Origin of the sequence: Streptomyces sp. NPDC003023 (assembly GCF_042888225.1) — a bacterium.
In the GTDB taxonomy this organism is placed as follows: domain Bacteria; phylum Actinomycetota; class Actinomycetes; order Streptomycetales; family Streptomycetaceae; genus Streptomyces.
The window spans coordinates 530,655-543,950 of sequence record NZ_JBIAPL010000001.1; the positions used below are offsets into that span (position 1 = coordinate 530,655).

Annotated in this window: 9 protein-coding genes, 1 pseudogene and 1 CRISPR repeat array (1 of these 11 cut by a window edge); of the genes and pseudogenes, 8 read left to right on the forward strand and 2 right to left on the reverse strand. The window is 71.3% G+C overall.

What is annotated here, in order from left to right; all coding sequences use genetic code 11:
* The first annotated feature begins 15 nt into the window (after positions 1-15).
* The 3 genes from ACFYV1_RS02010 to ACFYV1_RS02020 all read left to right on the forward strand — a co-directional run bounded on the left by ACFYV1_RS02010 (position 16) and on the right by ACFYV1_RS02020 (position 2,044).
* A complete protein-coding gene (locus ACFYV1_RS02010) occupies positions 16-936 on the forward strand; it encodes a LysR family transcriptional regulator (RefSeq protein WP_389393393.1) in 921 nt (306 codons plus the stop codon).
* Positions 937-1,036: 100 nt separating this feature from the next.
* A complete protein-coding gene (locus ACFYV1_RS02015) occupies positions 1,037-1,486 on the forward strand; it encodes an SRPBCC family protein (protein WP_389393394.1) in 450 nt (149 codons plus the stop codon).
* Between the two features lie 228 nt (positions 1,487-1,714).
* Positions 1,715-2,044, forward strand: a complete 330-nt coding sequence (locus tag ACFYV1_RS02020; RefSeq protein ID WP_389393395.1) for an alkylmercury lyase — start codon at positions 1,715-1,717, stop codon at positions 2,042-2,044.
* On the opposite strand, the gene treY is transcribed toward ACFYV1_RS02020, so the two are convergent.
* Positions 2,035-4,386, reverse strand: a complete 2,352-nt coding sequence (treY, locus tag ACFYV1_RS02025; RefSeq protein ID WP_389393396.1) for a malto-oligosyltrehalose synthase — start codon at positions 4,384-4,386, stop codon at positions 2,035-2,037. The genes ACFYV1_RS02020 and treY overlap by 10 nt on opposite strands.
* Positions 4,387-4,767: 381 nt before the next feature.
* Positions 4,768-6,888 carry a glycogen debranching protein GlgX gene (gene glgX / locus ACFYV1_RS02030; RefSeq protein WP_389393397.1) on the reverse strand — a complete coding sequence of 707 codons (2,121 nt, stop codon included), beginning with the start codon at positions 6,886-6,888 and terminating at the stop codon, positions 4,768-4,770.
* Positions 6,889-7,051: 163 nt separating this feature from the next.
* Here glgX and ACFYV1_RS02035 point away from each other — a divergent pair, with 163 nt between their 5' ends.
* The 5 genes and pseudogenes from ACFYV1_RS02035 (at position 7,052) to ACFYV1_RS02055 (ending at position 12,156) form a co-directional block, all read left to right on the forward strand.
* A complete protein-coding gene (locus ACFYV1_RS02035) occupies positions 7,052-7,891 on the forward strand; it encodes a transporter substrate-binding domain-containing protein (protein ID WP_389393398.1) in 840 nt (279 codons plus the stop codon).
* 161 nt (positions 7,892-8,052) lie between these two features.
* The gene (locus tag ACFYV1_RS02040) at positions 8,053-9,288 is read left to right on the forward strand and encodes an SAV2148 family HEPN domain-containing protein (protein ID WP_389393399.1); all 1,236 of its coding nucleotides are present in this window, start codon (positions 8,053-8,055) and stop codon (positions 9,286-9,288) included.
* 228 nt (positions 9,289-9,516) lie between these two features.
* A pseudogene (locus tag ACFYV1_RS02045) lies at positions 9,517-10,229 on the forward strand (3'-5' exonuclease).
* A 284-nt stretch (positions 10,230-10,513) separates the two neighbouring features.
* Entirely contained in the window at positions 10,514-11,158 is a 645-nt protein-coding gene (locus ACFYV1_RS02050) for an RNA polymerase sigma factor (RefSeq protein ID WP_389394545.1), read from the forward strand.
* On the forward strand, positions 11,155-12,156 hold the full coding sequence (locus ACFYV1_RS02055; RefSeq protein WP_389393400.1) for a CU044_5270 family protein: 1,002 nt from the start codon (positions 11,155-11,157) through the stop codon (positions 12,154-12,156). Before ACFYV1_RS02050 ends, ACFYV1_RS02055 begins: the two co-directional genes overlap by 4 nt.
* 15 nt (positions 12,157-12,171) lie before the next feature.
* Positions 12,172-13,296: direct repeats of the CRISPR family, unit length 29 nt; unit sequence GGGACCATCCCCGCGGGTGCGGGGAGCAG; it runs 1,533 nt beyond the window's last position.

Consider the following 13,296-nt stretch of genomic DNA (forward strand, 5'->3'; position numbering starts at 1 on the left):
ATGGGAGGGGCGGCCGTGAGTCTGCGGCAGATGGAGTACTTCCTCACCGTCGTCGAGGAGTCCTCGTTCACCCGAGCCGCCGAACTGCTGCACGTCAGCCAGCCCGCCCTCTCCCACCAGATCAAGGCGCTCGAGCGGTCGGTGGGCGGCGAACTGCTGGAACGGCTGCCGCGCGGGGTGCGCCTGACCCAGATGGGCCGCGCCTACCTGCCGCACGCCGAACTGGCCGTCCGCAGCGCCGCGCAGGCCCGCCGGGCCGCCCGCGCGGCCGCCGGGGCGGAGGGCGGCGAACTGCACATCGCGGCCATCCACGCGGTCGCGGTGGGCGTGCTGCCCGACGTGTTCGCGCGCTGGCGGCGCGAACATCCGGGCGTCGCGCTCGTACTGCACGAGTACGGGACGACGGAGGCGCTGGAGGAACAGATCGAGCGGGGCACGGCGGACCTGGCGATCGGTCCGCAGCCACGGCACTGGCAGGGACCGGTCGTCCAGTTCGACGAGGAGGAGATCGTCCTCGTCGTCCCCTTCGACGACCGTCTCGCCGGCCGCACCTCCGTCCGGCTCGAGGAACTCTCCGACCACACATGGGTGCGCTGCGCGATGGAACCGGTGGTGGAGGGTCTGCCGTTCCTGGACTGGGCGTGCGGCCGGGCCGGCTTCCGGCCCCGTACGGCGGTGTGGACGGAACACACGTCGTCCGCCGTGCGGATGGCGGCGGCGGGCGTGGGGATCGCGACCGCGCCGCTGCACGTCGTACGGGGCGCGGTCGGCGAGGACTGCGTGGTCCTCCCGGCGGATCCGCCGTGGCGGCGGGGGCTCACCGTCTTCTCGCGGGTGGAGCTCTCGGGAGCGGCTGCCGCGTTCGCCGGACTCCTGCAGGAGATGGGGGCGGGTGCGGGGGCGGAACGGGCCTACGGGAAGTGCGGGTACGGGTGAGGGGCGCCGGACGGTGCCGCGGTTGCCGGACGTACCCGACTGGGGTGATCTGATCGGGGACGGACCGGCACACGGTCCGGCGTCCGGACGGGGCAGTCGCATGGGGATCGACGAGAGTGTGGAGCGGGTCATCGCGCTGCCGTGCGAGCGGGTGGCGGCGTACGCCATGGACTGGCGCCACGACGCCGAGTGGACCCAGGGCATCCGTGAGGCGACGCTGACACGGGAGGCCGGCACAGGCGGGTTCGGCGTCGGTGCGGAGGTCACACGGACCGCGTACTTCCTGGGCAAACGGATCGACTACGTGCTGCGCGTGGCCGAGTACGACCCGGCGGGGCTGCTGGACATGGTGTCGGTCGCCGGCCCCATGCCGATGCACGTCACGTACACCTTCGCCCCGCACCCGCACGGCACACTCGCCCGCATCCGGGTCCGCGGGGACGCGGCCGGCTTCTACCGTCTCGCCACGCCCCTCATGGGCCGCCAGGTCCGTTCCTCGCTGGTCAAGGACCTGCGAGACCTGGAGCAGCGACTGAGCGCGTCCCGTTGAGGAGCGTGCTCGGCCGAGCCGCTGCGGGCCGGGGAACCGCGCCAAGGTGAGCGCGCACACCCTCCGTCCGGGCCGCCCCGCCTATCGTGGTCACCACGAGGCCGGCCGCCGATGCCGGGCGACCGCCGGCCGATGACCGGCGCAAGGTGACGGGTGACCGCCCGCCGATGACCGGCGCAAGGTGACGGGTGACCGCCGACCGCCGACCGCGGACTGAAAGAGGACGTCGTGGAACTGACCGTGCTCGCCGTACCCGACTGCCCGAACGTCGCACTGCTCCTGCACCGCCTGGCACAGGTCCTCCCCGAGTTCCAGGGCCCGGGGACGGTTCCGGTGCGGCTGATCGTCGATGAGGCCGAAGCCGCTCGCTCGGGCATGCACGGCTCTCCGACGCTGCTGGTCGACGGCCGTGATCCCTTTGCCTCACCCGGCGCCGCCACCGGTGTCTCCTGCCGGCTCTACCGCGACGCCGACGGGCGCGTCGAGGGCGCACCGGGCCTCGAACCACTGCGCGAGGCCCTCGGCGGCGGCTTCGGCAAGGGCACCGGTCACGCATAGTCCGCCCGCCGCAGAAGGGCCACCGGGCGTCGGACGAACAGGTCGCAGACGCGCAGGGGGCCCCCGGCGAACTCCCGTCCCGGAGTGAGGACGTCCGTCCACCGCCCCTCCGGGAGCGTCAGCTCCGTGTCCCGCCAGCCGCCCTCCCGCTCGAGCCCCAACGACAGACGCGTCACCGCCGTGACGACCTCGCCGGAGCGGCAGAAGGCGACGCAGTGGTCCGCCGCCGGACCCCGCGCCGGCAGCGCCGCGTACGTGCCGGACGGCCCGAAGACATCGGGTGCCGCCCGGCGCAGCCGCAGCGCCGCGGTCGTGAGCGACTCCTTCTCCCCGCCCAGCCCGTCCCGGGCCGTGGCGAAGGAGACCGGCGACCGGTTGTCCGGGTCGACCAGCGCCAGGAACTCCCGCTCGGAACCCTGGTACACGTCCGGCACCCCCGGCATCGTCAGGTGGAGCAGCGTCGCACCGAGCACATTGGCCCTGAAGTACGGCGCCAGTTCGCTGACGAACCGGGCGACCGAATGCTGCGGCGGTCCCGCCGGCCCCGCGTCGACGAACGCCGAGACCGCCTTCTCGTAGGCCGCGTCCGGCTCCGTCCAGCTCGTGCGCAGTCCCGCCTCCCGTACGGCTTTGAGCAGGGCCGTCTCCAGGCGGGCGGCGTCCGGGGTGCCGAAGCCGACCGCCGTCTGCCAGGTCGCCCATGCCAGTTGCGGGTCGGGGGCCGTGCCGCCCGGCACGTTCTCCGCCTCCTCGGCGATCTGTGCCAGGAAGTCCGCCCAGCGCTCCGGGCACTCGGAGAGCACCGCGACACGGGCCCGCACGTCCGCGCTGCGTTTGGTGTCATGGGTGGTCAGCACGGTCCCGGTGGCGGGCCAGTCGCGTGCCAGCCGGGCGCAGTACGTGTGGAACGCCCCCAGGCCGACCGCCGGTTCGCCCGGGTCGCCGCCGACCTCGTTCGCCGAGAGCAGCGGACCGTACCGGTAGAAGGCCTTGTCCTCGACCGACTTGGCCCGCAGCGCCGACGCGGTCTGGGCGAAGCGGGCACGGAACGTCTCGTGGTCCGGTCCCCGGCCGAGGCGTCCGAGGGCGAGGTCCCGGACCACGTCCACCGCCGCGGCCTCCTCGGGGACGGCGAACGCCTCCTTCGCCTCCCGGGCGGCCTGCCCGGGAAGGGCCTTCTCCGCGCCGACCAGGTAGGGGCGGTAGACGGGGACACGGACCAGCAGCTCCCGCAGCGCCGTCCGTAGCGCCCACGGCGCGTGGTCCCGCAGCCGGGGTTCGTCGGCGCACACCTTGCCGGCGAGACGGACGAGCGCCGCGGTCTCGGCGGCCAGCTCACGGTCCACCACCTCGTACGCCGCGTGCCGCGAGGTCGCCTCCCAGCGGCCCCCGAGCTCCTCGGGAGCCTCGGTGAACCGGCGGTGCTCCGAGGCGAGTTCCGCCGCTCCGGCCGGGTCCGTGAACAGGCCGTCGATCCGGTGCAGCGCGTCGTACCCGGTGGTGCCGGCGACGGCCCAGTCGCCCGGCAGGGGCTCGTCCCCGGTGAGGATCTTCTCGACGACGATCCAGCAGTCCCCGCCGGTGGCCTCGTCGAGCCGGCGCAGATACCCCTCGGGGTCCGCCACCCCGTCGGGGTGGTCCACCCGAAGGCCCTCGACGACACCGTCCCGCACCAGTTCGACGATCTTGGCGTGGGTCGCGTCGAACACCTCGGGGTCCTCGACGCGCACCCCCATCAGCTCGGACACGGTGAAGAAGCGCCGGTAGTTGAGCTCGGTGCGGGCCAGCCGCCACCAGCAGAGGCGGTACCACTGGGCGTCCAGCAGTTCGGCCGTCGGCAGCGTCGCCGTCGACCCCCTCAGAGGGAAGCGCTGCTCGCCGTAGTGCAGGACGTCCCCCTCGACGTGCATCTTCTCCATCTCGGCGCCTATGCGTCCCGCGAGCACCGGCAGCAGTATCCTCCCGTCGCCGGCCTCCCAGTCGATGTCGAACCAGCGGGCGTACGGCGACCGCGGGCCCTCGCGCAGCACGTCCCACAGGGCGCGGTTGTGGCGCGGGGTGGCGGCCATGTGATTAGGGACGATGTCGAGGACGAGACCCATGCCGTGTTCGCGCGCCGTACGGGCCAGCTCACGCAGTCCCCTCTCGCCGCCCAGTTCCTCACGGACCCGGCCGTGGTCGACCACGTCGTAGCCGTGCACCGAGCCGGGGACCGCCTCCAGCACCGGGGACAGATGCAGATGGGAGACGCCGAGCCCGGCTATGTGCGGCACGGCCGCCGCGGCGGCCGGGAACGGGAAACCGGGCTGGAGCTGGAGCCGGTACGTGGAGGTGGGCGTCATGCGAACATACGTACCCGGCCCGGAGGGTTCCTGCGCCCGGCCTCACGGATGGTGTGGGCCGATCGGGTGACGCGCGGGCCCGTCCGGGCCTGTCGCGCGGCCGGATCCGGCCGGATGTGCTCAGGGCCCCGACCGCACGGGACGTCCAGCGCCGGCCCGGGCATCCGGGCGCCGGTGTCCGTGGGCCGACGCCCACGCGTCCCTGCGCCGTTGCACGGTCCCCGACGCCCCTGGCCGACGCGTAACCCGAGACCGTGACCCGGCGACCGTGATTCCGATGCCGTGGCTCTGCGACCGTAGTCCGATGCCGTGACTCGGCGACCGTGATCCGATGCCGCACGCCGACGACCGTATTCCGATGCCGTACGCCGGGCACGCCGCCTACGCGGGACGCCGCAGCACCGTCATGCTGCGCCCCACCAGCCGCAGCTCGTCGCCGGCCGCCACCATCGGGCCGTGGCCGGGAGGCACTCCTTCCTTGCTTGCCGTGTCGACCACCACCTGCCACTCCTCGCCGTGGCTCACCGGCACGGTGAAGTCGAGCTCCTCCGCGCTCGCGTTGAACATCAGCAGGAACGAGTCGTCCGAGATCCGTTCGCCACGCGGCCCCGGCTCGGAGATCGCGTGGCCGTTGAGGAAGACGGACAGCGCCTTGGCGTGCGCGGCCTGCCAGTCCCTGGCGACCATCTCGTCGCCCTGCGGGGTGAACCAGGCGATGTCGGTCAGCTCGTCGTGCGTGCCCTCCACGGGCCGGCCGTGGAAGAACCGCCGCCGCCGGAAGACGGGGTGGTCGCGCCGCAGCCACACCATCGTCTTGGTGAAGGCGAGCAGCGAGCCCTCCTCGTCGTCTCCCGGTTCCGGCCAGTGCACCCAGGCGATCTCGTTGTCCTGGCAGTAACCGTTGTTGTTGCCGCCCTGGGTACGCCCGAACTCGTCACCGTGGCTGAGCATCGGCACGCCCTGCGACAGCATCAGCGTCGCGATGAAGTTGCGCATCTGCCGCTCGCGCAGCTCCAGCACGCCCTCGTCGTCGGTCTCGCCCTCCGCCCCGCAGTTCCACGAGCGGTTGTGGCTCTCGCCGTCACGGTTGTTCTCGCCGTTGGCCTCGTTGTGCTTGTCGTTGTAGGAGACGAGGTCGTGCAGGGTGAAACCGTCGTGGCAGGTGGTGAAGTTGATCGAGGCCAGCGGGCGCCGGCCGTCGTCCTGGTACAGGTCGGAGGAGCCGGTCAGTCTGGACGCGAACTCGGCGAGGGTGCGCGGTTCGCCCCGCCACAGGTCCCGTACGCAGTCGCGGTACTTGCCGTTCCACTCGGTCCACAGCGGCGGGAAGTTCCCCACCTGGTAGCCGCCCTCGCCCACGTCCCACGGCTCGGCGATCAGTTTCACCTGGCTGACCACCGGGTCCTGCTGCACCAGGTCGAAGAACGACGACAGCCGGTCCACCTCGTGGAACTGACGGGCGAGGGTCGCGGCGAGATCGAAGCGGAAGCCGTCGACGTGCATCTCCGTCACCCAGTAACGCAGCGAGTCCATGATCAGCTGCAGCACATGGGGACTGCGCATCAGCAGCGAGTTCCCGGTGCCGGTGGTGTCCATGTAGTAGCGGCGGTCCTCGGTGAGCCGGTAGTACGACTCGTTGTCCAGGCCGCGGAAGGAGAGCGTGGGGCCGAGGTGGTTGCCCTCCGCGGTGTGGTTGTAGACCACGTCGAGGATGACTTCGATGCCCGCCTGGTGCAGCGCTCGCACCGCCTGCTTGAACTCGAGGACCTGCTCGCCCCGGTCGCCCCAGGAGGCGTACGAGTTGTGCGGGGCGAAGAAGCCGATGGTGTTGTAGCCCCAGTAGTTGTTCAGCCCCGCGTCGACCAGACGGTGGTCGTTGACGAACTGGTGGACGGGCATCAACTCGAGAGCCGTCACGCCCAGTTCCGTGAGGTGGGAGATGACGGCGGGATGGGCGAGCCCGGCGTAGGTGCCGCGCAGCTCTGGTGGGAGCTCCGGGTGCAGCATCGTCAGGCCCTTCACATGGGCCTCGTAGATCACCGTGCGGTGGTAGTCGGTGCGCGGCAGCCGGTCGTCGCCCCAGTCGAAGTACGGGTTGACGACCACCGACGTCATGGTGTGCGGCGCGGAGTCGAGGTCGTTGCGGGAGTCCGGCCGGCCGAAGTGGTAGCCGTAGACGGACTCGTTCCACTCGATCGAACCACTGATCGCACGCGCGTACGGATCAAGCAGTAATTTCGCGGAGTTGCAGCGCTGCCCACGCGCCGGCTCGTACGGGCCGTGGACCCGGAAGCCGTAGCGCTGACCAGGCATGATGCCCGGCAGGTACGCGTGCCGTACGAACGCGTCGGTCTCGCGCAGTTCGACAGCCGTCTCCGAGCCGTCGTCGTGCAGCAGACACAACTCGATCCGGTGCGCCGCCTCCGAGTGCACCGCGAAGTTGGTGCCGGCGCCGTCGTACGTGGCGCCGAGGGGGTACGCCTGTCCCGGCCAGACCTGCATAGATTCGACTCTTCCATTCTGATCCGGGTAATGGGAGGTACTCGGACAAGATCCTCCCCCAAACTGGGGCAAGCTCCTAGGACTTCGGGCGGTCCTACCGGGTGAGTCCGCCACAGACCGTTCACGGGACGCGCGCGCGGCGGTGCGCATAGACTCCACCGCCATGAGGGCGACGACAGCAGGCACCGCCGGGGATCTGGCGCCGAACGGGGTACTCCGGGCCTCGATCAATCTCGGAAACCCGGTACTCGCCCAGGGCACGCCGGAAGCGCCGTTCGGTGTCACCGTCGACATCGCACGGGAGATCGGCGCTCGGCTGGACCTTCCGGTGGAACTCCACTGCTTCGACGCGGCACGCAAGTCGTACGAGGCGATGGCCGCCGGCCGCGCCGACGTCTGCTTTCTCGCCGTGGAGCCCGCGCGCGAGGCCGCGGTCGCGTTCACCGCGCCGTACGTCGTCATCGAGGGCGTTTACGCCGTACCCGTCGAATCGCCCTTCACGACCGCCGCCGAAGTCGACCGGGCGGGCGTGCGCATCGGCGTGAAGCGGGGCTCGGCGTACGACCTCTTCCTCTCCCGCACCCTTCAGTACGCGGACGTCGTGCGCGGGGCTGACGGGGACGACGGAGTCGACGCGTTCCGCGCCCAAGGGCTGGAGGCGGCCGCGGGGATCAGGCAGCCCATGGCCGAGTTCGTCGCGGAACACCCCGAATACCGGCTGGTCGAGGGCCGGTTCATGGAGATCGGGCAGGCGGTCGGCACGACCAGGACCCGGCGGCCGGAGACCGTCCGCTTCCTCCGGGAGCTTGTGGAGGAACTGAAGGCCGACGGATTCGTCGCGGACGCCCTGCGGCGTGCCGGCCGCTCCGACGCCCTGGTCGCTCCGCCCGCGCCACCGGCCCGCGCCCTGCCCGCCTCCTCTGCGCGCGAGGTGCCCGCCCCCTCCGCCCGCGACGTGCCCGATTCGGCGTCCGAAGAGTCCGAGGCGTCGTCAATGCTATGAATCCCCTCACTCCGGGAAGCTCGTGAAACCGAGAACAAGGCCCATCTTTACGCGAGTTGGCCAAACTCCCCACGGATCCTGCTGCACCGCCTCCCGCTCCCGGAGTAGGCTTCCTTGATCGTTGAAGACGAGCGTGTTCAAAGGCAGAAGGCGGTGCGCGGGTGAGCTCGGGAGGGCTGGAGCTACCCCCCGGTGACACGGGTCATGAGGGGGGAGACTCCGCCGAGGCCCCGCCAGGAGCGGTGTCGCTCGCGCGGCCGATGGAGATCGGTGCCGAGCTGGACTGGGGCGCGGACGCCTGGAGCGAGGTGCGCACCCGTGCCCAGCGGGCCGGCCGCGCCTACATCTGGCTGAATCTGGTCGAGCAGCGGCTGCGTGCGGTCGTGGCCGCCGTGCTGCGCCCCATCTACGAGCCCGTGCACGGCGACGACTGGGTGGTCGCCGCGGCCGGTCCGGCCGGTCAGGAGTGGGTGCAGCGGGCGGTGGCCGTACGGGAGGTGTCCCGCCGCAAGGGCTATCTGCTCGATCCGGCGGACGACAACGTGCTGTCCTTCCTCACCCTCCCGCAGCTGCGCGAGCTCATGGTCCAGCACTGGCCGTGCTTCGAGCCGTACTTCGACGACCGGCGCGACGTCGAGCTGGCGCTCGACGAACTCGAGGTCGCCCGCAACGTCGTGTCCCGCAACCGCGCCCTCAACGAGGCGGTGCTCGCCCAGGCCGAGCGGGCCTCGTCACGGCTCCTGGAAATACTCGGCAACGGCGCCGGCGTACCGTCCGCGGACCGGCTCCGTGTCGACGCGGTCGAGGACCTGGTCGGCGACCGGTACGCGGACGTCGTCTCCGTCCACCCCGACCGCGTCCGACTCCAGCGCCAGCTGCCCGCGGAGGACCTCTTCGGCGGCGCGCGCCGCCTCGACGCGATCGGGATAGGCCTGAACCTGCTGGTGCAGAACTTCTCAGGCCGCAGACTCGTCCACCTCGCCGAGTCGGGCTGCCGGATCAGGCTGCTCTTCCTGAACCCCGCCAGCAGCGCCGTCAAACGCCGAGAACGTGAACTGGGCATACGCAAGGGCGAGCTGAGCCGCACGGTGGAGATGAACATCCTCCATGTGCGACGCGTCCGCTCCCGCCTGCGTGACCCGGGGGCCTTCGAGATCCAGGTCTTCGACGAGACCCCTCGCTTCACCGCGTACCTCGTCGACGGCGACGGCCCCGACGGCCTCGCCGTCGTCCAGTCCTACCTTCGGCGGGCCCGCGGCATGGAAGCGCCGGTGCTGGTGCTCAGGGGCGGGGGACGCTCGGTGGTGCGCGCCGAGCAGGAAGCGGAGACCGGACTTTTCCAGACATACCGCGAGGAGTTCGAGTCCGTCTGGTCCGACTCGCGCCCGGTGTCCTGAAGCCCGGCCCGAACCCGCTGTCAGTGGCGCGTGCGAGAGTGGTCGTCAACTGGGGGAAGCACCACCGCACCACCGAGAAGGGGGCACCATGTCCTGGCACCGCGACCTGCCCGTCGGCTTCGATCCGGCGACGACCGCACCGAGCGACGCCCGCACAGTGACCGAGGCCGTCCGCGGCCCGGCCACGCGACAGGGGCCTCACCGCGTACGGACGAGCGGGGCCCTGCGGTGAGCTGGATCAGCGGGCCGATGGTGGCCTTCGACCTCGAGACCACCGGCACCGACATCGAAACCGACCGGATCGTCACCGCCGCGGTCGTGACGACGGAGCCGGACGGGCGGGTGTCGCAGGAGCGGACATGGCTCCTCGACCCGGGGACGTCATCCCGGCCCAGGCCGCCGCGATCCACGGCATCTCGACGGACCATGCCCGCGCGCACGGCGCGCCCGCCGGCCCCGCCGTCGAAGAGATCACGCAAACGCTCGCGGAAGCCTTGTGCTCGGGAACGCCGCTCGTGGTGATGAACGCGCGGTACGACCTGTCGCTGCTGGACCGTGAATGCCGGCGGTACGGGATCGAACCACTGGTCAAGCGGTTGAGCGGAAGGCCGGCACCAGTCATCGACCCCTTGGTCCTGGACAAGCACGCCGACCGGTACCGCAAGGGCAGGAGAACCCTCCAAGCCCTCTGCGAGCACTACGGCGTCACACTCGACGAGGCCCACAACGCGGTCGCGGACGCCCTCGCGGCAGCACGCGCGGCACGGCGGATGGGGGCCCGGCACTCGGCCATAGGGTCCATCGCGCTGGCGGACCTTCACGACCTCCAGGTCCGGGCGGCGGCGGAACAGGCGGCGTCGCTGCAGAACTACCTCCGACGCACCTCCGACCCCGAGGCGACAGTCGAGCGGGCGTGGCCTGTGGTGCCGTACCGAGACTGAACGCCGCGCCACCGCGCTCGACGTCCACAGCCGAGGGACGGCTGCTGGAAGAACGGCTGGTGGAAGAAGCGCTGCTCCGGCTGGACGAGCCGGCCTCTCTCCCCGTCGATGGCCGGCGTGACGGTGCTGCCGGTCGACGTGACGGCGATGCAGCGCACCGCCAGGACCGGCCGGGCTTCTGTTGGTGACGCCTTGATGCGTCGACAACAACGCGTCCGGCCGTCGTCAGGCACGGCAGCCTTCGGCGGAGGTGAGGTGGAACCGATTCGGCTGTGCGGACACTTGTGGGTGTGGAGCCCTCATTGAATGAACGGGTCCGCTCTGGCGATCGGGCTGCGTTCGCCGAGATCTTCGACCAGCATGCGCGCGTGGTCTACGCCCATGCCGTCCGGACGACGGGCGACTGGGCCCTCGCCGAGGACGTCATGTCGCTCACGTTTCTGGAGGCTTGGCGGTTACGTGACAAGCTGCGCGAGGAAGTCAGGAGCGTTCGCGCGTGGTTGTTGGGCATCGCAACCAACGTGATGCGGAACACCGCCCGGGCAGCACGTCGGCACAGGGCAGCGGTGTCGCGTCTGCCACCCCCCGAAGTGCTCCCCGACTTTTCGAACGAGGTGGTCGGGCAGTTGGTCGACGCACAGCGCCTGGCCGCGGCGGCCAGAGCGCTCCACCGCCTGAAGCGCAGCGAACGTGAGGTCTTCACCCTGGTCGTCTGGGCCGACCTCGGGTACGCGGCGGCCGAAGCCCTGGGCATCCCCGTGGGGACCGTACGCTCCCGCCTGTCGCGGGCGAGGGAGAAGCTGCGTCGGTTCGTCGACGAGGAGCTTGATCCCGATGCGCAGGCCAGGGAACCGCGAACCGGCAGCGGACACATGTCGGACAGTCGGGTGGTCGCAGCCCGTGCGTCCCACGGGAGGAGCAAACGATGAATCCGGAGCAGCGGGAACGGTACGAGCGTGAGCAGGAGAGCCGGCTCCTGCCACCCGTTCCCTGGCCGGAGCCAGCGCCCGACCGAATGCACGCCCGCCGTGAGCACTTCCTGAACGAAATCGACAGGCAGACGCGGGAGGCCGCTCCCCGCCATGCGCCGCGCTTGCGACGGCGCATGGCTTACTCCCTGGGTACGGCAGTGGCCGTCGGCGCGACCGTCACCGTCCTCAGCCTCGGCTTCGGGAAAACCCCCACTCCACAGAACCTGCCGCCGGCGTCCGCGGCGTCTGTGCAACTGCTGGAGAGGGCGGCCCTGGCCGCCGAGGCGAAGCCCCAGAAGCCGCCGCGCGCCGAGCAGTACACGTACGTCAAGACGGTTGGTCATACGTCGGTCCTGTCCGAGAACAAGGACGGTCGGATGGAGCTCCTGCGCGAAGACGAGGGCATGGAGCAGTGGACATCGGTGGACGGCAGCAAGCGCACGCTGCAGCGCAAGGGCGACGAGGACGACTTGTTGCCGGGCATCCCGGGCCAGGGGAACCTGAACTCACCCACGTACACCTTTCTCGCCACCCTGCCGACAGATCCCTACGCCCTGCTCAAGCGGATCTACGCAGACGCGGAGAGGAACCACGGGGCTGGCTCGGACTCCACGACCGGCCCGGACCAGGAGGCCTTCGTCACGATCGGCGATCTGCTGCGCAACTCGGTCACACCCCCTGCGACCGCCGCGGCTCTGTACCGCGCAGGTGCCCTCATCCCCGGGGTCGTTGTCGTCCCTGACGCGGTGGACGCCGCCGGGCGCCACGGGGTGGCGGTCGCCAGGGAGCACGACGGTGAACGCACCGAGTGGATCTTCGACAAGGGCACGGCACGTCTCCTGGGCGAGCGCACGGTTCTGTTGAAGGACAACGCCTGGGGCAAGGCCGGCACCGTTGTGACTTCCGTAGCCCTCATCAACAGTGGCATCGTCGACCGGGCCGGACAGCCCCTGTAGGGCTTGTCCTCAACCAGGGCCGTCCCCGCGGGTGCGGGGAGCAGGCCGAGTCGTACAACGGTGGCTGGCGTGGCCTGGGACCATCCCCGCGGGTGCGGGGAGCAGGGAAGCGGACGTTGACGTATCCGCCGCCGCCGGGGACCATCCCCGCGGGTGCGGGGAGCAGCCAGTCCCTTCGCGACTGGCCGGACCCCGGAGCGGGACCATCCCCGCGGGTGCGGGGAGCAGCCAGTCCCTTCGCGACTGGCCGGACCCCGGAGCGGGACCATCCCCGCGGGTGCGGGGAGCAGGCCGGGTCGATCGCGGCCAGGAAGTCACGGGCGGGACCATCCCCGCGGGTGCGGGGAGCAGCGGGCAGGCTGGTGGTGATCTGCCCGAGTCGGGGGACCATCCCCGCGGGTGCGGGGAGCAGATTCCTGTGTGTTGAGGTGTGCCGATGGGGTCGGGACCATCCCCGCGGGTGCGGGGAGCAGAGACCCTCCAGCCGCGTACGGCGGCGGCCCTGGGGGACCATCCCCGCGGGTGCGGGGAGCAGTCCTCGGACTGGCCCGGCCGCCGCAGCGACAGGGGACCATCCCCGCGGGTGCGGGGAGCAGCGGCCCGTTCAACGACTGCTGTGCGGCCGAGGCGGACCATCCCCGCGGGTGCGGGGAGCAGAGGCGGACACCGACCCGGATGCTGCTCATGCGGGGACCATCCCCGCGGGTGCGGGGAGCAGTCACCGCGGGAACGGACGGGGCGGCCGCCGATGGGACCATCCCCGCGGGTGCGGGGAGCAGACGGGAACGTTGATCTGCCACAGGCCCACGCAGGGACCATCCCCGCGGGTGCGGGGAGCAGCTGGAGGAGGCCCTCGCGAAGGGCACCACGGGGGGACCATCCCCGCGGGTGCGGGGAGCAGAGAACGGTGGTGCGTTGGGGGTTGCGGTTGTAGGGACCATCCCCGCGGGTGCGGGGAGCAGCGTCAGTCCCTGCGCGCGGCGGAGCCGTTCGCGGGACCATCCCCGCGGGTGCGGGGAGCAGGGCCCCCGTGCGTCTAGGGCACCCAACCTGTGAGGGACCATCCCCGCGGGTGCGGGGAGCAGCCGAAGGGGCACGGAGACCGACGAAACCACGTGGGACCATCCCCGCGGGTGCGGG

Bases quoted from the DNA above. Each gene is read 5' to 3' on its own strand.
- ACFYV1_RS02015 (WP_389393394.1), top strand. From the start codon at position 1,037: ATGGGGATCGACGAGAGTGTGGAGCGGGTCATCGCGCTGCCGTGCGAG.
- ACFYV1_RS02055 (WP_389393400.1), top strand. From the start codon at position 11,155: ATGAATCCGGAGCAGCGGGAACGGTACGAGCGTGAGCAGGAGAGCCGG.
- treY (WP_389393396.1), bottom strand. From the start codon at position 4,386: ATGACGCCCACCTCCACGTACCGGCTCCAGCTCCAGCCCGGTTTCCCG.
- ACFYV1_RS02035 (WP_389393398.1), top strand. From the start codon at position 7,052: ATGAGGGCGACGACAGCAGGCACCGCCGGGGATCTGGCGCCGAACGGG.
- glgX (WP_389393397.1), bottom strand. From the start codon at position 6,888: ATGCAGGTCTGGCCGGGACAGGCGTACCCCCTCGGCGCCACGTACGAC.